General features: G+C 64.8%; 22 protein-coding genes. 20 read left to right on the top strand and 2 right to left on the bottom strand.

Annotated elements, in window-relative coordinates; genetic code table 11:
- Positions 1-223 precede the first annotated feature (223 nt).
- The 17 genes from ACP3TE_RS01835 to ACP3TE_RS01755 all read left to right on the top strand — a co-directional run bounded on the left by ACP3TE_RS01835 (position 224) and on the right by ACP3TE_RS01755 (position 17,205).
- Positions 224-1,243 carry an ABC transporter substrate-binding protein gene (locus tag ACP3TE_RS01835; protein WP_332487883.1) on the top strand — a complete coding sequence of 340 codons (1,020 nt, stop codon included), beginning with the start codon at positions 224-226 and terminating at the stop codon, positions 1,241-1,243.
- Complete coding sequence (locus tag ACP3TE_RS01830) at positions 1,243-2,157, top strand: diaminopimelate epimerase (RefSeq protein WP_105661867.1); 915 nt, start codon at positions 1,243-1,245, stop codon at positions 2,155-2,157. Before ACP3TE_RS01835 ends, ACP3TE_RS01830 begins: the two co-directional genes overlap by 1 nt.
- The gene (locus ACP3TE_RS01825; protein WP_105658179.1) at positions 2,150-2,983 is read left to right on the top strand and encodes a class I SAM-dependent methyltransferase; all 834 of its coding nucleotides are present in this window, start codon (positions 2,150-2,152) and stop codon (positions 2,981-2,983) included. Before ACP3TE_RS01830 ends, ACP3TE_RS01825 begins: the two co-directional genes overlap by 8 nt.
- Before the next feature lie 3 nt (positions 2,984-2,986).
- Positions 2,987-4,282 carry an opine metallophore biosynthesis dehydrogenase gene (locus ACP3TE_RS01820; RefSeq protein WP_426735024.1) on the top strand — a complete coding sequence of 432 codons (1,296 nt, stop codon included), beginning with the start codon at positions 2,987-2,989 and terminating at the stop codon, positions 4,280-4,282.
- The gene (locus ACP3TE_RS01815) at positions 4,279-5,532 is read left to right on the top strand and encodes an MFS transporter (RefSeq protein ID WP_332731601.1); all 1,254 of its coding nucleotides are present in this window, start codon (positions 4,279-4,281) and stop codon (positions 5,530-5,532) included. Before ACP3TE_RS01820 ends, ACP3TE_RS01815 begins: the two co-directional genes overlap by 4 nt.
- Before the next feature lie 17 nt (positions 5,533-5,549).
- On the top strand, positions 5,550-6,635 hold the full coding sequence (locus ACP3TE_RS01810; RefSeq protein WP_426735022.1) for a FecCD family ABC transporter permease: 1,086 nt from the start codon (positions 5,550-5,552) through the stop codon (positions 6,633-6,635).
- A 30-nt stretch (positions 6,636-6,665) separates the two neighbouring features.
- Entirely contained in the window at positions 6,666-7,463 is a 798-nt protein-coding gene (locus ACP3TE_RS01805; protein ID WP_133832962.1) for an ABC transporter ATP-binding protein, read from the top strand.
- A 78-nt stretch (positions 7,464-7,541) separates the two neighbouring features.
- Positions 7,542-8,945: a mycothione reductase gene (mtr, locus tag ACP3TE_RS01800; protein ID WP_426735020.1), complete on the top strand. Its 1,404-nt coding sequence runs from the start codon at positions 7,542-7,544 to the stop codon at positions 8,943-8,945.
- 95 nt (positions 8,946-9,040) lie between these two features.
- Complete coding sequence (locus ACP3TE_RS01795; protein WP_133832960.1) at positions 9,041-9,502, top strand: hypothetical protein; 462 nt, start codon at positions 9,041-9,043, stop codon at positions 9,500-9,502.
- 135 nt (positions 9,503-9,637) lie between these two features.
- Positions 9,638-9,889, top strand: coding sequence for a hypothetical protein (locus ACP3TE_RS01790; RefSeq protein ID WP_105658172.1), 252 nt, complete (start codon positions 9,638-9,640; stop codon positions 9,887-9,889).
- A 97-nt stretch (positions 9,890-9,986) separates the two neighbouring features.
- Positions 9,987-12,977, top strand: a complete 2,991-nt coding sequence (locus tag ACP3TE_RS01785; RefSeq protein WP_426735018.1) for a DNA translocase FtsK 4TM domain-containing protein — start codon at positions 9,987-9,989, stop codon at positions 12,975-12,977.
- A gap of 5 nt (positions 12,978-12,982) precedes the next feature.
- On the top strand, positions 12,983-13,585 hold the full coding sequence (gene pgsA / locus ACP3TE_RS01780) for a CDP-diacylglycerol--glycerol-3-phosphate 3-phosphatidyltransferase (protein ID WP_332487900.1): 603 nt from the start codon (positions 12,983-12,985) through the stop codon (positions 13,583-13,585).
- Between the two features lie 10 nt (positions 13,586-13,595).
- On the top strand, positions 13,596-14,078 hold the full coding sequence (locus ACP3TE_RS01775; RefSeq protein ID WP_105661877.1) for a CinA family protein: 483 nt from the start codon (positions 13,596-13,598) through the stop codon (positions 14,076-14,078).
- A gap of 196 nt (positions 14,079-14,274) precedes the next feature.
- Positions 14,275-14,688 (top strand): helix-turn-helix domain-containing protein, encoded by a 414-nt coding sequence (locus ACP3TE_RS01770; protein WP_105658240.1) that lies wholly within the window; start codon positions 14,275-14,277, stop codon positions 14,686-14,688.
- 111 nt (positions 14,689-14,799) lie between these two features.
- A complete protein-coding gene (locus ACP3TE_RS01765; protein ID WP_105658168.1) occupies positions 14,800-15,024 on the top strand; it encodes a DUF3046 domain-containing protein in 225 nt (74 codons plus the stop codon).
- A gap of 241 nt (positions 15,025-15,265) precedes the next feature.
- On the top strand, positions 15,266-16,318 hold the full coding sequence (recA, locus tag ACP3TE_RS01760; protein WP_105658167.1) for a recombinase RecA: 1,053 nt from the start codon (positions 15,266-15,268) through the stop codon (positions 16,316-16,318).
- 98 nt (positions 16,319-16,416) lie between these two features.
- Positions 16,417-17,205, top strand: coding sequence for a regulatory protein RecX (locus tag ACP3TE_RS01755; RefSeq protein WP_105658166.1), 789 nt, complete (start codon positions 16,417-16,419; stop codon positions 17,203-17,205).
- Here ACP3TE_RS01755 and ACP3TE_RS01750 read toward each other — a convergent pair.
- Positions 17,199-17,522: a hypothetical protein gene (locus tag ACP3TE_RS01750; protein WP_146112308.1), complete on the bottom strand. Its 324-nt coding sequence runs from the start codon at positions 17,520-17,522 to the stop codon at positions 17,199-17,201. The two genes, ACP3TE_RS01755 and ACP3TE_RS01750, sit on opposite strands and share 7 nt — an antisense overlap.
- Positions 17,523-17,681: 159 nt before the next feature.
- Here ACP3TE_RS01750 and miaB point away from each other — a divergent pair, with 159 nt between their 5' ends.
- Genes miaB through dapF form a run of 3 tightly spaced genes read left to right on the top strand, consistent with a single transcriptional unit; the run spans position 17,682 to position 21,086 of the window.
- Complete coding sequence (miaB, locus tag ACP3TE_RS01745; protein ID WP_426735014.1) at positions 17,682-19,211, top strand: tRNA (N6-isopentenyl adenosine(37)-C2)-methylthiotransferase MiaB; 1,530 nt, start codon at positions 17,682-17,684, stop codon at positions 19,209-19,211.
- Between the two features lie 4 nt (positions 19,212-19,215).
- Complete coding sequence (miaA, locus tag ACP3TE_RS01740; RefSeq protein ID WP_105658163.1) at positions 19,216-20,118, top strand: tRNA (adenosine(37)-N6)-dimethylallyltransferase MiaA; 903 nt, start codon at positions 19,216-19,218, stop codon at positions 20,116-20,118.
- 32 nt (positions 20,119-20,150) lie between these two features.
- The gene (gene dapF, locus ACP3TE_RS01735; protein ID WP_426735013.1) at positions 20,151-21,086 is read left to right on the top strand and encodes a diaminopimelate epimerase; all 936 of its coding nucleotides are present in this window, start codon (positions 20,151-20,153) and stop codon (positions 21,084-21,086) included.
- A gap of 69 nt (positions 21,087-21,155) precedes the next feature.
- Here dapF and ACP3TE_RS01730 read toward each other — a convergent pair whose 3' ends face one another.
- Entirely contained in the window at positions 21,156-21,761 is a 606-nt protein-coding gene (locus ACP3TE_RS01730) for a class I SAM-dependent methyltransferase (RefSeq protein WP_426735011.1), read from the bottom strand.
- Positions 21,762-22,085 lie beyond the last annotated feature (324 nt).

The raw sequence follows: 22,085 nt of genomic DNA, 5'->3' as shown, positions 1-22,085 counted from the left end.
CATAAGAACATAGCTTCACCGCAGCCGCACCGCCCACGCAATGACGGGCAGTGCGGCTGCTTTTCCTTGTCCGGAAACGGCAGCGGCTTGGCTGAGGGGTATTCCGTGGCTTGCTCGTTTTGACAATTGATAATGATTCTCATTAGTGTTTAGCTCTGTTGGCAGAGGAGCTCGCCGGATCTCGGCGGCCGAGGCCTGCCCGCCATGAATGGAGCACTGATAGATGAAAAAACTCAATCCCTGGAAGTTGGCCGTGCCGGTTGCCATCCTGGCCCTGGCCACCGGATGCGGCGCGCCAGCCGGATCTGCCAGCGGTGCACCGCAGGGCACCGGCGCCAAGAGCGTTTCCCTGGACAGTTGCGGAAGGCAGGTCGTCTTCGACAAGGCGCCGGACAGCGTTCTTGCAGTCGGGTCGGAAGCCCCGGCCCTGCTGGCCGCCGCTGGAGCGGGAGACAAGCTCACGCACTACGCAGGCAGCTGGCAGGTGCCTTTCGACGAAGAGACCATGGGGGCAGTGCGCAACGCGGAGCGGATTACCGAGGACTCGCATGATGTCTCCTACGAAATGATCCTGGACTCGGGAGCAGACGTGGTGATCGGCACCGATATCGCTGCTGGAATCGATCTCGACTCGTTGGCTGAACGCCTGGAAAGCGCCGGAGTGAAGATGCTGACCGTCAGTGGATATTGCGCCGGATTCGAGGATCGATCCACCGGCGGGCTGAGCGGCTTCGACCAGATCTACAAGGACGTCCAGTCCTACGGCCAGCTCTTCGGCACCGAGCAGGCGGCCGAGGACTCCGTGCAGCAGATGCGAGCACGCGTCGAGCAAGCCGCGCGCAGCGTCAAGCAGGAAAGCCAGCAGCGCGGGATGCCGCTGTACGTGCCCACCGCAGGCACCTTGGGATCCTACGGCCATGAATCGCTGGTTGCCGAGCAGATGGAACTGCTTGGCCTTCAGAACGTCTTCAACGACGTGCCCAAGCGCTACTTCGAGCCCTCCACCGAAGAACTCGTGAACAGCGGCGCCGACAAGGTCTTCGCCATGTACCTGCCGACAGGCTCCTCGAACTTGGAAACCGACCAGCAGGTCATCGAGGCGCTGCGCGACCGCCCCGAATTGGCCGGATTGCCCGCCATCGAGCAGGACAGCGCCATCGTGCCGCTGAACTACTACTATTCCTCGCCCGGTCCGCTGGCAGTGGACGGGGTCGAGCTGATCGCCGACCGGCTGGCCCGTTGATGAGCCAGCCAGCGGCGCTGCGCCGGCAAGCGGCCTCATCGCGCCGCGTGGCCCGCCCGGGGCACGGACGCGGCCCCAACCGCGGCCTGGTCCGGGGCGCCACCCCCGTGGAATTCGTCAAGCTCAGTCCGGCATCGAATACCACCGTGCTGGTGACCAGCCGGCACCCGGCGGCGCACTACCGCAGTATCGCTGACCGGCTGCTGCGCGCCGAGCATGTGCACGCCGAGCAAGTCGGGTTCATCCTGCCTCCCAGCTCGCCCCGGGCCCAGGCCCGGCTGCACATGGCCGGTGGCGAATTCTGCGCCAATGCCGCGATGTCGCTGGCCGCGCTGCAGGCCGCGCGCCGCGCCCGCAGCGGCCCGCTTGAGCTGCTGATCGAAGCCTCCGGCGCCGCGCAGCTGCTGGGCTGCCGGGTCGAGCCGGCCGGTGCCGCCTACCGCTGCCAGCTGAAGATGCCCTGGCCGCTGCGCATCGACCCGTACCCGTTCCCGGGCGTCGCCGGCGCCGGGCTGGTGCGCTACGCCGATGCGGTGCATCTGGTCGCCGAATGCGACGTCTCGGATCCCCAGCTGCGCGGGCATGCGCAGCAGCTGGCCCTGGATCTGGGCGCCAGCGAAGCGGTGTCCGTCGTGGGCATCATGCTCTACGATCCGGACCGCGGGCAACTGGCCCCGCTGGTCAGCGTCCCGGCACTGGGCAGCCTCATCTGGGAGGGCAGCTGCGGCTCGGGAAGCGCCGCGCTGGGCGCCTACCTGGCAACGAAAGCCGGCGCTCCGGTCAATGCCAGCGTGAAACAGCCCGGAGGCACCGTGCAGGTGCACGCCGATGGCAGCCGCGCCAAGGCCACCGCGCTGCAGATCAGCACCGAAGTAAGCATCGTGGCCGAAGGGACTGCATATATCCATGACTGAAACACCACTGGCCACCCAGGCCGCCGCCGCCGGCCTGGCCGGCGTGCTGCACGGCTACCTCGGACGGTTCGCCGAAGCCGCCCGAGACTATGACGGATCGACGCGGCACGCGGCGGCGCTCGAAGAGCTGCTGGCCGGCTATGCGCAGCTGGTCACCGACCCGGCCAATGAACCGGGCTATGCCCAGATGGCCGCCACCGACCAGGGCACGGCGCTGGTGGCGGCGCTGCGCACCGAATCGGCGCGCTGCGTCGCAGTCATCGAGAAGTACCGGGCGCTGCGCCTGCTCGAAGGCCGCAGCGGAGCCGAGGGCTACTTCGCCAACATCGAATCGTGCATCGCCGGGGAATTCGGCGCCGTCGCCCCGGACTCCAGCTCCAAGGTGCTGCTGGTCGGCTCGGGTTCCTTCCCGATGACCCTGCTGAACCTGGCCTCGCGCACCGGGGCCAGCGCCGTGGGGATCGACATCGATCCCGAAGCGCTGGAGCTGGGCCGCCGGGTCGTGGCGCAGCTGGGGCAGGGCCTGGACATCGGCCTGCAGGGCGATCAAATCCACCAGCTGGACTTCCTGCCGCAGGCCACGCACATCGTCTTCAGCTCCACGGTGGCCGTGAAATACGAGCTGCTGCACCAGCTGCACGCGCGCACCCGGCAGGACGTGGTGGTCGCAATGCGCTTCGGCGACGGGCTGAAGTCGCTGTTCAACTACCCGATGCAACCAGTGGACCCCCGGCGGTGGCAGCTGGACGGAACGATCCGCCAGCCCGGGCAGGTCTTCGACATCGCGCTGTACACCAAGGCGCGCACGAGAACGGAAAGCAATTAGCCCATGGATGAACTGGGAAATATCCTCATTGCCGGAACCGGACCGGTTGCGGTGCAAAGCGCCGTGCTGCTCGGGGCGCTGCCCGGGGAACTGGGCATTGCCGGGCGCGCCTCGCAGCGCTGCGCCGCCTTCTTCGACGCGCTGGAGGCCAACGCCGGCACCGCCCGCGTCCAGGTGCAAAACCCCTCCCATGCCGCACTGGCCGGGCAGGTGCGCATCGAGCACCGCTACCGCGGCTACCAGCAGGTGCGCGGCGGCTGGGACACCCTGGTACTGGCGGCCACCGCCGACGCCTACCTGCCGGTGCTGCGCGAACTGCCGCCGGGGGTGCTCGCATCGCTGGCGCGGATCGTGCTGCTCTCGCCCACGCTGGGCTCGGCGGCACTGGTGCGCGAATTCGCCCGCCGCAGCGGCGCCGACCCGGAAATCATCAGCTTCTCCAGCTATCTGGGGGACACCCGGCAGGTGGAGGGGACCGGCGGAGCGCTGGTGCTGACCGCCGGCGTCAAGGCCCGCATCTACGCCGGCTCCACCGGCGGGGCCACGCCCGCGCTGCAGCGGCTGCGTGCGGTGCATGCCGCGGCCGGCACCGAAGTGCAGCTGGCGGGATCGCCGGTTGAAGCCGAGGCGCGGAACATGTCGCTGTACGTGCATCCGGCCCTGTTCTTCAACGAGCGGGCGCTGCGCGCGGTCTTCGCTCCCGCCCCGCCCGTCCAGTACGTCTACAAGCTCTATCCCGAAGGCCCGGTCACCCCGGCGCTGATCCACTCCATGGCCGAGGCCTGGCGGGAACTGTCGGCCATCACCGCCGCACTGGGCGGCCAGCCGGTCAACCTGCTGGCCTTCATGCTCGATGACGGGTATCCGGTGCACCCCCAGAGCATCGACCCGGGGAAAGCGGCCAGCTTCGAGCAGCTGCCGGCCATCGAGCAGGAGTACCTGCTCTACGTGCGCTACGCCTCGCTGCTCATCGACCCCTTCTCGCAGCCCGACGCGCAGGGCCGCTACTTCGACTTCTCGGCCATCGCCTTCCGCCCGGTCTTCCGCGATGACCAGGGCCAGTGGGATGTGCCGCGGATGCCCAAGGAAGACTACTACCGCACCAGGATCATCGCCGGCCTGGCCCGGGAACTGGCCGTGGCCTGCCCGATGATCGACGCGCTGCTCGCCGCCTACGAAGACGCCCTGGTGCAAGCGGCCTCGGCCCGGGAGGGCCAGGGCTGCTCGCCGGCCTTCGCGGTGCAGGATTTCGCCGAGGACCTGGCCATGATCAGCGCCGGAATCGGGAGTGCGGCATGAGCCAGCCAGAAGTCGAAACAGCGCAGCAGCTGCCCAGCGAACGGCGCATCATCGCCGAGATCTGGCCGGCGCTGCTGGCCTCGGCGCTGGGCCTTTTGCCCTTCACGGTGCTGAGCACCTTCCTGGTGCCCATCGCCGACTGGGCCGGGGCCGGCTATGCCGAAACCGGCACCCTGCGCGGGCTGGCCGGCGTCGGCGCGGTGCTCGCCGGGGTTGCGCTGGCCCCGCTGATCGGGCGCATCGCCCCGGGCACCGTGGCCGCCGCGGCGCTGGGGCTGATGGGCGCCGCCGCCATCGCGGGGACCTTCTCGGGCCTGGCGGCACTGGCAGTTTTCTGCCTGGCCACCGGGGTGTCCAACGCGCTGCTCTACCCGGCGCTGTCAACCGCGGCCGCGGACCGCTTCGGCACCACCCCGGCCGCGGGCCGGGCAGCCACCTTGGTGATGACGGCCCAGACCCTGGCCTCCACGATCGGCGCGCCGCTGCTGGTGCTGCCGGCGATGTTCTGGGGCTGGCAGGGAAACCTGGTCGCCATCGCCGCCATCAGCATCGCCCTGATCCCGGCGGTGCTGCGCTACGGCCGCCGCGGCGCCGGGCACTGCGCGGCAGACCCGGCTCCGGCTCCAGCCCGGCTGGGCTACCTGGCTGCCTTCCGCACCCTGGCCGGCGTGCCCGGAGCCCGGGCGCTGCTGCTGGTCTCCTTCGGCCGCGCCGGCGCCTTCATGGGGCACCTGGCCTTCCTGGCCCCGCTGTACGCGGAGAAGTTCGCGCTGACCGCCAGCTGGTTCGCGTTCATCTGGTCGGTCAGCGGCGGGGCCTTCTTCCTGGGGCACCTGCTGGCCGGGCGGATGCTCAACGCCGGGGATTCGCAGCGGCGCACCCGTGCGGTGATGGTTTTCAGCCTGGGCATTTCGCTGGTGGCGCTGTTCGGCGTCTACCTCTCACCGGTGCTGCCGCTGGCGGTGGCCGGCACGGCGGTGCTTTCGGCCAGCCACGCGGTGGTCTCGGCCGCCGTGATGAGCCTGCTGGTGAGCCGTTGCACGCAGGTGCGCGGCACCGCGCTGAGCCTGAACGCGGCCGGCATGTCCCTGGGCCTGTTCCTGGGCACAGCAGCCTCCGGAGCGGCGCTGGCCGCCGCCGGATACCTGGCCGCCGCTGCCGTGCTTGGCGCATTGACCCTGATTGCGCTGGGTGCCGCACTGGGCCTGCGCACCGATTCCATTGGCGAAACCCCCGAAAGGCAGCCATGACCCCGTTGGAACCTATCGTGCGAGAACCCCGGGAACCGCTGGCCTGCGCCGGCGATGACCTGGACCATGACCGGCGGGCCCGGCACAGCTGGCTGTGGATCGCCGGGCTGCTGGCCGTACTCGTGGCCACCTTGCCGGTGGCCGTAGGGCTCGGCCCGGTGTCCATCGAGCCGGGCACCGTGCTGCAGATCCTCAAGGCGCACCTTTCCGGGATGCCCGCACCTGGTGCATTCAGCGCCTCGGACCAGTCCATCGTCCTGCTGCTGCGCGTGCCGCGGGTGCTGCTGGGTGCCGCCGTCGGGGCCGGGCTGGCCCTGGCCGGGGTGGCGCTGCAGGCGCTGACCCGCAACATCCTGGCCGAGCCCTACCTGCTGGGCGTGACCTCCGGGGCCTCCACGCTCTCGGCGGCCGCGATCCTCTTCGGCGCCACGGCCGGCATCGGCACGGCCTCGCTGGCGACGAGCGCCTTTGCCGGGGCGCTGGCCGCCGGGATCTTCGTCTACCTGCTGGCGCGGGTCGGTTCGGAGATGACGTCCACCCGGCTGGTGCTGGCCGGGGTGTCCGTGGGCTATGTGCTGCACGCGCTCACCTCGCTGCTGATCTTCGCTTCGGATGATCCCAATGCGGGCCGTTCGGTGCTTTTCTGGACGCTGGGTTCACTGGCGCAGGCGACCGGGCAATCGGCAATGATCACCTGGATCGTGGTGATCGGGACCGCCACGCTGCTGGCCTATTGGTCGCGGCCGCTGGACGCGCTGGCCATCGGCGATGGCACCGCGCAAGCGCTGGGAATATCTCCGGCGAAGCTGCGTGCGGCCGTCATGGTGGTGACCGCGGTGTGCGTGGGCGCGCTGGTCGCGTCCTCCGGCGGCATCGGATTCGTCGGGCTGGTGATTCCGCACGTAGCCCGGCTGTGCGTCGGTGCCACGCACCGCACCCTGATTCCGGTAGCCGCCCTGCTCGGCGCGATCTTCCTGGTCTGGGCCGATGTGCTGGCCCGGACGGCCATGGCACCGCAGGAATTGCCGCTGGGAATCGTCACCGCATTGCTCGGCGCCCCGCTGCTGTTCGCGCTGGTTCGCAAGCTCAATGCGGCCCAATAGGAACCAAGGACCTGGAAGAAGGCAAGAACCATGATTACTGCTACAGATATTTCGGTGGGCTATGGCGGAAAGCTGGTCATTGAATCGGCGGGGCTGCAGGCAGGCCCCGGGGAAGTGGTGGGGCTGATCGGCCCCAACGGCAGCGGCAAGTCCACCCTGCTGCGCACGCTCTATGCGGCGCTGCGGCCCACGGCAGGGCTGGTGCTCGTGGACGAGCGCCCGGTCAGCGGACTGCGCGGCAACGAACTGGCCCGCAGGATTGCCGTCGTGGCCCAGGAAACGCCGAGCGAACTGCCGGTCAGTGTCGCCGAAATGGTGCTCCTGGGCAGGGTTGCGCACCGCAAGGCGCTGGCCGCCTTTGCCCGCGAGGACCACCAGGCGGTTGCTTCGGCACTGTCCCGGGTCGGCGCCCGGCATTTGGCCGACCGCCGCTACTCGACCCTGTCCGGCGGCGAGAAGCAGCGCGTGCTGGTTGCCCGGACACTGGCCCAGCAGGCCGAGCACCTGCTTCTGGACGAACCCACCAACCACCTGGACATCCGCTACCAGCATGAGCTGCTGCGCATGGTCGGGGAACTGGGAACCACCACGGTGGTGGTGCTGCACGATTTGAATCTGGCCGCCCGCTACTGCAGCAAGCTGGTTATGCTGGCCAACGGCGGGGTCATCGCTGCGGGCACGCCCCAGGAGGTGCTGGACCCTGGGCTGCTGCTGCAGGTCTACGGGATCCACGCGGAGCAGGTGGTGGTGAACGGCATCGTGCAACTGGTCTTCAGCCTGGCCGATGAGCCAAAGGTGCAACATAGTGGCACTCCAGTGCCCGGATGATAGCCTGCCCGGTAGGCAAGCATTGGCCAAGCGCCTGCCTGCCGGGCCCCAGCATTGACCGTGAAAGGTATCCCTGCCATGACGTCTTCCGCCGCATTCGAGGCTGACAAGCACTACGATCTGATCATCCTCGGCACCGGTTCGGGCAACTCCATCCCCGGTCCAGAATTCGATGGAAAATCCATTGCCATCATCGAGAAGGGCGCTTTCGGCGGTACCTGCCTGAACGTCGGCTGCATCCCGACCAAGATGTATGTCTACGCCGCAGACGTGGCCTTGGAAACCAGGCAAGCAGCACGGCTGGGAATCGAGGCGCAGGTCAATTCGGTGGACTGGCCAGGCATCGTCAGCCGGGTCTTCGGCAAGCGCATCGATCCTATTGCCCAGGGCGGCGAGGACTACCGCCGTGGTGCGCAGACGCCGAATATCGATGTCTACGACCAGCACGCGCGGTTTGTCGGCGAGCGCACGCTGCGTACCGGGCAGGGAACAGAAGCCAGGACCATCAGCGCGGACCAGATTGTCCTGGCCGCCGGGTCGCGCCCGTTTATTCCGCAGGAAATCATCGATTCCGGCGTAGCCTTCCACACCAACGAGGACATCATGCGCTTGGCCCGCCAGCCCAAGTCCATCGTGATCATCGGTGGCGGCTACATTGCCATGGAGTTCGCCCACGTTTTCGAAGCACTGGGCACCAAGGTCACCATCCTGGCCCGTTCCGAGCTCATGCGCCAGCTGGATGCCGATCTGCGCGGGCCATTCAACCAGATGGCCGCAGAACGCTATGACGTGCGCCAGGGCAGGAGCATGGTCAGCGCCGTGCAAGAGCCCGACGGGGTGAAGCTGACCCTGGATGACGGTTCCACCGCCAGTGCGGAGGTGCTGCTTGTGGCCACGGGGCGCATCCCCAATGGCGACCAGCTGGATCTGGACCGTGCCGGCATCGACTCCGAGGACGGCCGGGTCAGCGTGGATGAGTACGGCCGTTCGACATCTGCCGAGGGCATCTGGGCGCTGGGCGATATTTCCTCGCCCTTCCTGCTCAAGCATGTGGCCAACGCGGAAATGCGCGCGGTACGCCATAACTTGCTGAACCCGCAGAACATGAAGCAGATGCCCCATGAGCACGTGCCGGCGGCGGTCTTCACCCACCCGCAGATCGCCTACGTCGGCATGACCGAGGACGAAGCCCGCGAGGCAGGCCATGACATTACCGCCAAGGTGCAGAAGTACGGGGATGTGGCCTACGGCTGGGCGATGGAAGACAGCACCGGTATCGCCAAGCTCATCGCTGACCGGGAAACCGGCAAGCTGCTGGGCGCGCACTACATGGGACCGCAGGCTTCAACGCTGATCCAGCAGATGATTACGGTGATGGCCTTCGGGCTGGATGTGCGCGAGGTCGCCACGCAGCAGTACTGGATCCACCCGGCCCTGCCGGAGGTCACCGAGAACGCATTGCTCGGCCTGGACTTCTCCTAGCGGCGGCCTGGCCTCCCGGCAGCGAACGGAGGCCAACTGGCAGCAGAACCCGAAAGGCAGTAGCAAATATTGCCTAGTCGTCCTAGGCTGTAGCCATGAATGGGAAAACTTCAAGGACCGTGGCCTCGATGACCCGAAGCATGTTCGCGATCGCTGCAGGGGTGGGCATGGCGCTCGGTGCGCTGGCGGTGCTCTGGATGTTCTGGCCGATCCGCGGGGACGGCTATGGCAGCGGTCTGGGTGATCTCGGCCTGCCCTTGGCCTACGGCGCGCTCGCAGGAGTGCTGATGGGGCTTGTCTGCTGCAGCGGTGCGTATGCGGCCATTGAGATCCAGGCCATGGGGAACCAGCCGGCCACGGCTGCCAGGCAATCGGCCGCTGCCGGAATCGGCGCGGTCCTCGCGGCACTGCTTCCGGCGTTGGCCATAGCCGCGCTGGGCCTGGGCGAAATCGATCCGGCCCCGTTCCTAGGCACGGCCCTGGGGTTCCTGGCAGTGTGCTTTGCCTCGGGCTTCGCTATCCTGGCTGGGCTCAACCGCTGCGCGGCCCGCGGCTGAGGCCATCCGGGCTCCGCGGCCAGGCGCTGGCTGGCTACTGGCTGGAAGCTGCTGGCAGTGCAGGGCGTGCTGTGGCACTTTTGGAAGCGGGCGCTTGGCCCAAGCGCCGGGGACGAAAGCAGACCAGGAGTGCAAATGAAGTTCAAGAGCCATCTCGCCGCATGCGCCGTGGCCGGCCTGCTGGCCGGGGCGGTGGGGCTGGCCGGAATTCCGGGGGCCCACGCCAGCGGCACGACCTACACCCAAGAGGTCTCCAGCGCCGCTACCTGCGCCATGATGGAAACCGCCACGGTGGATGCCTTCAAGGCGTCCGGGTACGAAGTCGGCAGCCACGCCTGCCTGGAAGGCAATGGCCGCTACACCTTGGTGATCGAGTACTCGCAATAGTTCCCGGGCGCCACGTGACGATTATCTAGCTGCTGGCGCACCCCGTGCAGACGTGTAAATTCGGGGCGCATCCAGCCGGGGGCGATACCCTTGGAGTATGGCCCCACGTACCCAGTCTCAGGGGACGAAGAAGACCGCGGCGCGCAAACCCAAGGCGCCTGGCTCCTCGTCCTCCAAGAAAACGCCCGAGAACCCGGATGCGGAACTCGCCCTGCCGCTGCGCGCAATACGCAGCGTGTGGATGGGCATTGCCCGGATCTTCGGCGGCGCATTCCGCCGCATCGGCGGAACCGTCAAGCCTGACTACGAGCTGCGCCGCGACGGCACCGGACTGTTCCTCGCGCTGATCTCGATGATCGTCGCGATCATCGAATGGTGGGGCCTGCGCGATGCGGGCTGGTTCGGCACCGGCGTGCACGCGGTCGCCGGCGGCACCCTGGGCTTCATGGCCGTGCTGCTGCCGGTGATCTTGTTCATCGGCGCCTTCCGGCTCTTCCGCTACCCGGAGGCGGTCACCGCGAACAACCGCATCGGCATCGGCCTGCTGATCATGACGCTCTCCGGCTCGTCCATCGCCTCGCTGGCCAACGGCTCGCCAGCGGTCTCCGACGATTTCCAGGCACTCTGGAATGCCGGCGGCATGGCCGGTTCCATCCTGGGCACCCCGCTGGGCCTGCTGATCTCGGTCCCGGGCGCCATGGCCGTGTTCATCTTCCTGGTGGTCATGTCCATCCTGATTGTCACCGCCACGCCATTTACGCAGATCCCTTCGCGCGTGCGTTCGGGCTACAACCGCCTGCTGGGCCAGGACCCGGATGCACCCCGTGCCACCCGACCCACGGCCGCAGTGGAACTTGATCCAGCCGGCGAGGACCATGACCAGTCCTACCTCTACCCGCAGGACGAGGCTCCGGCCCCCGCAGCCAGGAAGAAGAAGCCCGGCTTCTTCGAACGCCGGGCCGCGGCCGCCCGCAAGGTCACCGAGGTCTACGACGTGGACGGCGGCGAGCACGCTGAACGCCCCGGCGATGTCGCCTACGACAAGGCGGTCATCGGCCAGGATGATCCTGCCGAGCAGTCCACCGGCGCGATGCCTGCCGTCAACCGCAACTCCGGCAAGATCTTCGACGCCGACGAGGCCGCCACCCAGGCTATCGCCCGCCCGGACTTCGAGTCCGCCGCCGCCCCGGCCCAGGAAGACACCGCCACGGTGGCCATCCCGAAGCCCTCCGGTCCTCCGCCCGGGGTCAAGCGCCCGACCAAGGCCGAATCCGAGATGGCCGAGATCATGGCCAATATCGGGCTGAAGGCCGAACCCGAGGCCACCACCTCCGCGATGGACCAGGTCTCCTCGCGCGCCGCCGGGCTCGCCGCATCCCCGCAGGCGCCGATCCCCGCGCGCAGCGAGCAGCTGCAGCTGTCCGGGGATGTCACCTACACCCTGCCCGAGGAGCACTACCTTCCTGCCGGCCCGCCGGCCAAGGAAGCCTCCGAGGCCAACCAGGTGGTGGTCGATGCGCTGACCAACACCCTGCAGCAGTTCAAGGTCGACGCCAAGGTCACCGGGTTCTCCCGCGGGCCCACGGTGACCCGCTACGAGATCGAGCTGGCCCCGGGCACCAAGGTGGAGAAGGTCACCGCGCTGTCCAAGAACATCTCCTATGCGGTGGCTTCCTCGGATGTGCGCATCCTCTCGCCGATTCCGGGCAAGTCCGCCATCGGCATCGAGATCCCGAACACCGACAAGGAAGTCGTGGCGCTGGGCGATGTGCTGCGCAGCTCCAATGCCCGCAAGACCGAGCACCCGATGGTGATGGGCGTGGGCAAGGACGTGGAAGGCGGCTTCGTCGTGGCCAACCTGGCCAAGATGCCGCACCTGCTGGTGGCAGGCGCCACCGGCGCGGGCAAGTCCTCGTTCGTGAACTCGATGATCACCTCGATCCTGATGCGCTCCACCCCGGACGAGGTGCGCATGGTCATGGTCGACCCCAAGCGCGTGGAGCTGACCGCCTACGAAGGCGTGCCGCACCTGATCACCCCGATCATCACCAACCCGAAGAAGGCCGCCGAGGCACTGGGCTGGGTGGTCCGCGAAATGGACACCCGCTACGACGATCTGGCCAACTTCGGTTTCAAGCACATCGACGACTTCAACAAGGCGGTCAAGGCCGGCAAGGTGCACCCTCCGGAGGGTTCCAAGCGCGTGCTCAAGCCCTACCCGTACCTGCTGGTGATCGTCGATGAGCTCGCCGACTTGATGATGGTCGCCCCGCGCGATGTCGAAGAGTCGATCGTGCGCATCACCCAGCTGGCGCGTGCCGCCGGCATCCACCTGGTGCTGGCCACCCAGCGCCCCTCGGTGGATGTGGTCACCGGCTTGATCAAGGCCAACGTGCCCTCGCGCATGGCCTTCGCGACCTCCTCGGTCACCGACTCCCGCGTGGTCCTGGACCAGCCCGGGGCCGAGAAGCTGCTGGGCCAGGGCGACGCCCTGTTCCTGCCGATGGGCACCTCCAAGCCGATGCGCGTGCAGGGCGCCTGGGTGACCGAATCCGAAATCCACCGCGTGGTCGAGCACGTCAAGAGCCAGCTGAAGCCCGAGTACCGGGAAGACGTGATCCCGGCTGCCGAGAAGAAGAAGCAGATCGATGAGGACATCGGAGACGATCTGGATCTGCTGCTGCAGGCTACCGAGCTCGTGGTCACCAGCCAGTTCGGCTCCACCTCGATGCTGCAGCGCAAGCTGCGCGTGGGCTTCGCCAAGGCCGGACGCCTGATGGACCTGATGGAATCGCGGGGCGTTGTCGGCCCTTCCGAGGGCTCCAAGGCCCGCGATGTGCTGATCCAGCCCGATGACCTGCCCATGGTCCTGGCCGCGATGCGCGGCGATGACCCGGCGACCAGCACCCCGTCGGCCACCGAGGCCGCGCTGGTGGCCGAAGCCAACGTGAACCACGCCGAGCCGGTCACCGACTATGCCGAGGACCTGGTTGCCAAGGATCTGGAAGATCGCCCGCAAGCCGTCGACTACTTCGATGGCTCCGACGAACCTGGCGAAGACGCCTGGGACCTGACAGGAAGAAACTGAAACCCATGAGCGAGCAAGCTGGCCGCAGTGCCCAGCCACCGGTACCGACGCTGAATATCGCCAACGTGCTCACTACCATCCGCATCATCATGGTGCCTTTCTTCGTCTGGGCCCTGATGGCCGATAACCACGAGCAAGGCCTGTGGCGCTGGGTCGCGCTGGGACTTTTCGTGGTGGCCATGTACACCGACAAGCTCGACGGGGACCTGGCGCGCAGCCGCGGGCTGGTAACCAACTTCGGCAAGATCGCGGACCCGATCGCCGACAAGCTGCTCACCGGTTCGGCGCTGGTTTGCTTCTCGATCCTGGCCGAGCTGCCTTGGTGGGTCACGATCGTGATCCTGGTGCGCGAATGGGGCATCACCTTGCTGCGCGTGGTGGTCATCCGCTACGGCGTGATTGCCGCGAATATGGGCGGCAAGATCAAGACCGTGTTGCAGGCCATCGTGATCGGCCTGTACCTGTTGCCCTACACCCACACCATTGACTGGCTGGGCACCGTGGCGTGGTACCTGATGCTGTTGACCCTGGCCGTCACTGTGGTCACCGGACTGGAATACCTGGTCAAGGCCGGCCAGCTGGCAGCCGCGGCCAAGAAGCAGAAGTAGGGCCGGCACCATGAAGCCCCAGGCACCCGAGGTGATCGCCAAGGCCATTGAAGGCGATGTGCAGCTGGCTACGGCCGAATCGCTGACCGCTGGCATGATTGCCGCGCGCCTGGCCGAGGTGCCCGGCGCCTCGGCGGTGCTGCGCGGGGGAGTTGTCAGCTATTCCTCGGCGGTGAAGTCATCGCTGCTGGGCGTCGACGAGATGCTGCTTGCCTCCAACGGATCGGTGGATCCCGAGGTTGCCCGGCAGATGGCCGTAGGGGCGCAGCGTGCCTGCGGTGCAGACGCGGCGATTTCTGCAACCGGGGTCGCTGGACCGGACCCGCACGATGGCAAGGCGGTGGGAACCGTGTATATTGGGTGGGCCATGGGCGCTGACTCGGGATCCGAAGTCCACCACTTCGTGGGAGACCGGGCACAGATCCGCGAGCAGAGCACCCTGGCGGCACTCCACCAGTTCGCTGCCATCTTGGATAAAGCTTCTTCACAGTAAGACGCGAAATACTCTTCTTCCCGAGATGTTACGCAAAAATCACGGCATATATGGCGTAGGTCGCATTTAAGTGATTAGGGTGAATGTACGGGAACAAAATCGTATGACCTGTCGTTGTACGAATTGCAGGGCCGCAAGAATGGCCCCCGTATTTGATTAGATCTTCGAGATGGACCTAGGAGCAGAGGCTAAATTCATGGTCAAGCAACCCGTAACTGTCAATGGTGTCGTCCGTTGGCGCGATATGGGAGAAGCCCATATGGTCCAGCCCGAGAAGGAGGAGCACAAAATGGTAGTACTCCGTCATGAAATCGGCGATGTTCTGCGCGACGTCCGTCAGCGCCAGGGACGTACCCTTCGCGAGGTTTCGCATAGCGCACGTGTTTCCCTTGGCTACCTGTCCGAGGTTGAGCGTGGCCAGAAGGAAGCCTCTTCGGAGCTGCTCTCCTCGATCTGCGTGGCGCTGGAAATCCCATTGTCCCTGATGCTCCGTGAAGTATCCGAGCGCGTTGCCCTGGCAGAGGGCATTGCTATCCCGGATACCGTCCCTACGGATATGGCCAACGAGTTTGCGGCCAAGAGCGGCAACAAGCCATTGGCCTCGGTCTAGAACCAAATTTTTTAGGGCTACCGCTACTCAGTAATCGAGACTGCCGGCAGCCGTGCAAGGAGCCTGCGCGAAATGCGTGGGCTCCTTGCCTATGCGTGGGAGAATAATTAGGTGAAAATCAGCGATTTCTGGCGCAACATGGAAAACGAGTTCGGCGCGCGGTACTCCCACGTGCTGGCCGATTCCATGGCCCTTACCGAACTTGGCAGCCTTACCGCCGCGCAGGCGCTGGACAAGGGCATCAAGCCCAAGCAGATTTGGGAAGCCCTGTGCAAGGCGCAAGACATTCCGGCCGAACGCTGGCTTGGCGTGGATATCGAGCCGAAGGAATCGTAGCGACTCCGTTCGAAAGTCCCGGCACTGGATCTTCGAACATGCCGTGTTGAATTTCGAACACCTGTTCGGATAGGGTTATCCTAGAAGCAACGCAGGAAACTGCACCAAGAACTTAAGCACTGAGACTGTCCACACTTGAGGGCTATCGGAGTCCAAAGTGTCGGTGGGCAAGCATACTGTCTATTGCAGGACAAAATTCATGAGCAAGTACGTAGCAGGCTTGCAAGAGCAAAGGTGAACCATGGCAGCAAAAAATGATCGGGAAAAGGCGCTAGAGGCTGTCCTGGGCCAAATCGACAAGGCCTACGGCAAGGGCTCGGTCATGCGCCTGGGCGATGAAACCCGTGCACCCATTGAAGTAATTCCTACCGGTTCGGTTGCCTTGGATGTCGCCCTTGGCATTGGCGGCCTGCCACGCGGCCGCGTGGTTGAAATCTACGGCCCTGAGTCCTCGGGTAAAACCACGGTTGCCCTGCATGCAGTCGCCAGCGCGCAGAAAGCCGGCGGCGTTGCGGCATTCATCGATGCTGAGCACGCGCTTGATCCGGAATACGCCAAGAAGCTGGGCGTCGACACCGACGCACTGCTGGTCTCCCAGCCGGATACCGGCGAGCAGGCTCTGGAAATCATGGATATGCTCGTGGGCTCCGGCGCGCTGGATATCATCGTCATCGACTCCGTGGCAGCACTGGTTCCACGTGCCGAAATCGAAGGCGAAATGGGTGACAGCCATGTCGGCCTGCAGGCCCGCTTGATGTCCCAAGCTCTGCGCAAGATCACCGGCCGCCTCTCGGCCTCGAAGACTACCGCAATCTTCATCAACCAGCTGCGTGAAAAGATTGGCGTCTTCTTCGGCAGCCCGGAAACCACCACTGGCGGCAAGGCGCTGAAGTTCTACGCTTCGGTCCGCATCGACATCCGCCGCATTGAGACCCTGAAAGAGGGAACCAATGCGGTCGGCAACCGCACCCGCTGCAAGGTCGTCAAGAACAAGATGGCTCCTCCTTTCAAGCAGGCTGAATTCGACATCCTGTACGGCCACGGCATCTCCCGCGAAGGTTCGCTCATCGATATGGGTGTCGAGCATAACCTGGTCAAGAAGTCCGGTGCCTGGTTCACCTACGACGGGGACCAGCTGGGCCAGGGCAAGGAAAACGCCCGCCGCTTCCTGCGCGACAACCCGGATCTGGCCGACGAACTCGAGCGCCAGATCTTGCAGAAGCTCGGCGTTCTGCCACAGGAAGAAGTTGAAGAAGACGAGACCGAACTGCGAGTCGTCGAGGGCGATAAGTAGTGGCCCCAGGCTTCCAGCGACGTAGCGTCCGACCCGGAAAGAATTCCGGGTCGGACGCTACGTCCGTTTCCAAAGAGTTCCAGGGGGATCCCGAGGACATGCCGGACTGGGCAAAACCCAGCCCGGAAGAAGTGGAAGCACAAGCGGCTGAGGAATCAGCTAGGCGGGAACGCGCCGCCCGGCGCGCCGCAACCCCAGCCATGCCAGCGGGCAGCACCTCCCGCACCATTGCCAGCTTCCCGGAGGAATCCAGGAAACCGGGCAGTGTTGAAGAGCTGCGTGCGGCGATGGAACAGATTGTTGCCGCGCCCGCACCGGCCAAACCCTCGAAGCAGGAACGCCGCGAAGCACGCGAAGCGAGAAAAGCGGCGCGCGAAGCCGGGGAGCCCGAAGAGCTCAGCGATGACCAGTGGCGGGAAAAGGCGCGTGGCATTTTGCTGCGCCAGCTCACAGCCAGCGACAAGACCGCGAAACAGCTCAAGGACAAGCTTCTTGACAACCAATGCCCTGAGGATATCGCTGATGAAGTCATCGACCGGTATGCCGAGATCAATCTCGTTGATGATGAACGCTTTGCGAAGTCGTGGGTAGTTGCCCGCGCGCGCTCGCGCGGTTTGGCCCGTGGGGCGATCAAGCGCGAGCTGCGCACCAAGGGCGTGGACGATGAACTGGCCGCTGAAGCGCTTGAGCAGATTGATGATGAGGCCGAGGAGCAGCGGGCCCGTGAACTGGTTCGCGCGAAACTGCGCCCGGAATCCATGGGCGCAGATCGGGATAGGGCATTACGCCGACTAGTAGGGATGCTGGGGCGTAAAGGCTACAACGGCGGCTTGGCCTTCAAGGTCGCGCGCGAAGAATGGGAAGAGCGCTTCGGTAGCCGCTACTGATTGCGCTTCGGATCCTGGGCAGGTGCTTTGCTGCGGCGTCCAAGCCAATCGTCAATGCCCTGGTATGCCCACAGGATCAAGGCGGCGATCCCGGCAAGCACCGAGCCAACACCGATATTGAACAGCAGGTCATCGGTCTCGTGGTCCATCGGCGGGAGGAGGCCGATGGCGATCGGGATGGCGAAAAGGAAAAGTGCGGATATTCCGGCCATCCAGATATGGAAGACCTTCATGCCGCGTGACAAGCGCAATGGGCGGGATTTCTCGGGTTCCGGTTGTGGGCGGGGTGAATGGTTTTCCACGGAAATCTCTCTCATAGGCCGAATTGGCTAGTTGATAGTCTAATTCAATCCTAACCCTTCCGAGGGAAGCGGTGAATCCGGCGATTAGCGGGCACGCGCTGCGAACAGCACGCCGGAGCGCGTCCCAGGGTCACCTGTATTTCAGCAGTACCCAATCTTCGGTAATCTTGAAGAGTGACTGAGCAACATACCTTGAGCAACATCGGCAGTGGAGAACTACCCCGTACCTATGAAGTACGTACCTTCGGCTGCCAAATGAACGTGCACGATTCCGAGCGGCTCTCCGGTCTCCTGGAAGATGCGGGCCTAAGCCGCAAATCCGAAGAGCTGGCCGAAGAAGCAGCCGACGTCGTCGTCTTCAATACCTGCGCAGTGCGTGAAAACGCAGACAACAAGCTCTACGGGCATCTGGGCCTGCTGAAGAACCTGAAGGCCGAACGCCCCAATATGCAAATTGCCGTCGGCGGGTGCCTTGCCCAGAAGGACCGGGACACGATCGTCAAGAAAGCCCCATGGGTAGACGTGGTGTTCGGCACGCACAATATCGGTTCGTTGCCTACGCTGCTGGCCCGCTCGCGCCACAACCAGGAGGCGCAACTGGAGATCCTGGAATCACTGGATGTCTTCCCATCCACCTTGCCGACTCGACGCGAATCCGTGTACGCAGGCTGGGTCTCCATTTCCGTGGGTTGCAACAATACCTGCACCTTCTGCATCGTCCCATCCTTGCGCGGCAAGGAGCGCGATCGCCGCCCGGGCGAGATCCTCGCCGAAATCCAGGCCCTGGTCGATGATGGGGCCATCGAAGTGACCCTGCTGGGCCAGAACGTGAATTCCTACGGCGTGGAATTCGGAGACCGCTTGGCCTTCGGCAAGTTGCTGCGCGCTTGCGGCGAAATAGAAGGACTCGAACGCGTGCGCTTCACCAGCCCGCACCCAGCGGCCTTCACCGATGACGTCATCGATGCCATGGCCGAGACCCCGAACGTGATGCCGCAGCTGCATATGCCGCTGCAGTCCGGCTCGGACAGGGTGCTCAAGGAAATGCGCCGCTCCTACCGGTCCAAGAAATTCCTGGGCATCCTGGAAAAGGTTCGCGAACGCATCCCGCATGCGGCAATCACCACCGACATCATCGTTGGCTTCCCGGGCGAAACCGAAGAGGACTTCCAAGCCACCCTCGACGTGGTTGAAGCGTCGCGATTCTCCTCGGCATTCACCTTCCAGTATTCCAAGCGGCCGGGAACACCGGCAGCCGAACTTGAAGACCAGCTGCCCAAGGCCGTGGTCCAGGAACGCTACGAGCGACTGACCGCGCTCCAGGACCGCATTGCCAAGGAAGAGAATGCGAAGCAGCTGGGCCGTACCGTAGAAGTGATGGCCACCGAGCAGTCCGGACGCAAGCCCGGGGAAACTCGCCGCCTGTCCGGACGCTCGCAGGACCAGCGCCTGGTGCACTTCTCTGTGCCTGACGGAGCCCAAGCCCCGCGCCCAGGCGATCTGGTCACCCTGCCTATTACCGAAGTGGCATCATTCCACCTGATTTCTGATCCCACCGCTGACCAGTACTCCCTGCGCCGTTCGCGTGCCGGGGATGCCTGGGACCGTGCCCAAGCCGAAAGCTGCGGGGTACCTTCCCCAGCTGCGAACGGTTCCATCGGCCGCACGAGCTTGGGCATGCCAACCTTGAAAGTGCGTAGCTAAGTACATGACCAATTCGAACCTGCCGGTCATCGCCATCGTCGGCCCCACCGGCACCGGCAAGTCAGATTTGGCTATTGCCCTGGCCCGGGAACTGGGCGGGGAAATCGTCAATTCAGATGCCCTGCAGTTCTACCGCGGCATGGATATCGGCACCGCGAAGCTGCCGGTGGATGAACGTGGCGGCATCGAGCATCATTTGCTCGACACCATGGCCATCACCGAGGAAGCGTCCGTCGCGGCCTTCCAAGCCCAAGCCCGCGACCACTTCGCCCGAATCCAGGCCCGCGGCAAGATTCCGGTGATGGTCGGCGGCTCTGGACTGTATGTGCGCGCAGCACTTGACGTCATCGATTTCCCGCCGACGGATCCCGGGGTCAGGAAACGGCTGGAGGCTGAGGTCGAGGCCGAAGGCGACGGACCCCTGCGCCGCCGTTTGGCCGAGGTGGACCCGGTGTCAGCTGGGCGCAACCTGGATTTGCGCCGCGCGATCCGGGCCTTTGAAGTCTACGAGATTTCCGGACGGGCCTTCAGCTCCTTCATGCCGCAACGCGAGTATGCCGCACCGGCAATCCAGATCGGTTTGAACTATGACCGGCATGCATTGCACGAAGCCCTGGAGGCCCGCGTGCACAAGATGGATGCCATGGGATTAGCCGAAGAAGTCGCAGGACTTCTTGAACAAGGATTACGCGAAGGCAAGACCGCTTCGCGTGCCATCGGGTACCAGCAGTACATTGACTATTTGGATGGGCTGATCACCCGAGCCGAAGCCATCGACCAGACGATCATCGCCACGCGCAAGTTCGCGCGACGGCAGATCACCTGGTTCAATGCAGACCAGCGGGTCAACTGGCTGAATCCGATCGAACCGGGACTGCTGGAAAAAACGCTGAAGATCATTGGCTAGCCAACATACGCAGGAAAACTCTAGGAGCATAGATGTACCGCACCGAACTAGGACAGCTGGCTGGACAACATTTTGCCAAGGGCCACGCTACCGGCAACGACTTCGTACTGGTTGCAGACCCTGAAGCAAAGCTCGACATCACCCCCGAACAGGTAGCGGCCCTATGCCATCGCCGCTTCGGCATTGGCGGCGACGGGCTCATCCGTGCCGTGCCAACCTCCAAGGTTCCGGGATACGAAGAGCAGTTCCTGGAGAACCCCAAGGCCTACTGGTTCATGGATTACCGGAACAACGACGGTTCCATCGCCGAAATGTGCGGCAATGGCGTGCGTGCCTTCGCGCACTACCTGATTGCCGAGGGGCTGGTGAGCCTCCAGGTGGGGCAAAGCTTCCAGATCGGCAGCCGTGCAGGGGTCAAGGAAATTACCCGCCTGGTCGATGGCTACGCAGTGAATCTGGGTCCTTGGGGCCTGATCTTCGAGCAGGACGCGGACGAAAAATCCGTGGACTCCATGGTCAAGCCGCGTGGCTGGGAACAGGCCCTGCCGGCCTTGAGCATCACCATGGGCAACCCGCACACCGTTGTGGCGTTGCCCGATGCCCGAATGCTCGAAGAATTGGACCTGTTCCAGGCACCAGAGGTATCTCCCGTTCCTGCCCACGGCACCAACGTGGAATTCGTGGTTCCATCCGAACCGCTGATTGAAGAAGACGGAGTTGCCCAGGTCCAGATGCGCGTCCATGAACGCGGGGTAGGCGAGACCCTCTCTTGCGGTACCGGTGCCTGCGCGGCTGCAGCTGCCGTACGCTACTGGGCGCGCAGCACCGCGCTGATCAACCAGTGGGCTGTTGCGGTGCCAGGCGGCGTGGTCGGCGTTGAATTCCGCGGCAATGCAAGCGGCGGAGAAGATACGATCCTCAGCGGCCCCGCGGATCTGGTGGCACGCGGGATCCTCGGTGCGCAGTAGAACTGATCCGGTTGTTCGCAGAACCGCAGATTGGCTCGGCTAGCGGATCTGCGGTTTGCCTTCGGTCCTCTAGGCCGGGCGCGCTACCTTCAGCACGCGGAAGGCCTTGGCGGTCGCTTCGCGGGTGATCTTCCACTCCGAGGGAAGCTGCTCAACCAGCCACTTCTGCAACGAGTCACTGCCAAGGTTCTTCTGCACCACCATCCAGGCCTCGCCGCCCGGCGCCAAACGGGGCAACCACAGCATCAGCAGCTCATGCAGGGCATCCTTGCCGATGCGAATGGGCGGGTTGGACCAGATGGTGTCGAATTCCAGGTTCGGATCCACGGATTCAGGAGTGCCGACAACAACGTTGGGCAAGCCCAACGCCGTGGCGTTCAAGCGGGCCAGATCGATGGAACGCTCATTGACGTCGACGCCGTAGACCTCGGACTGCGGGGACTGCTCGGCAGCGGCCAAGGTGATGGGCCCCCAGCCGCACCCGATATCCAGGATGCGTCCGCGAGGGGCCGGCACGTACTGCAGCAATACCGCTGTGCCCTTATCCAGCCCGGCAGGGGAGAAAATGCCGGAGGCCGTCTGCACTTTGCGCAGCGAGCCATTGAGCTCGACTTCGATGGTGCGACGTTCGTCTGCCGAGGCCGGGCTGGCGGTGAAGTAGTGATCCGAGGTCATAGGCAAAGTTTATCGCCCAGTACGGTTACCCCAAAGAACAGGGTCGCCAACGTGAGCAAAGCGATATAGGCACGACACGATATCACTGATAGAGTTTTCCCTATGACTTTCATTTTCGTCTAATACGTAATCCTCTTGGTTACCCGCGATTCCACGAGGTGGCCGTGCACTTCTTGCGCGCCCACCTGCATGAATCAGCAGACAGCAAAGTCATTTCCCCTTCTTGGCAGTTCTTCTTTTTGGAACCCCGCATTCGCCTTTGCTCACCGGTAACCATGCATTCACCTGTCTGCTCATAGACCTTTACCCCTTGCAAAGGACCAC

It is taken from the genome of Glutamicibacter sp. 2E12, assembly GCF_050030965.1.
GTDB lineage: Bacteria > Actinomycetota > Actinomycetes > Actinomycetales > Micrococcaceae > Glutamicibacter.
Note: the sequence above shows the minus strand (reverse complement) of the source record. Positions and strands in the feature narration are given on the sequence as shown.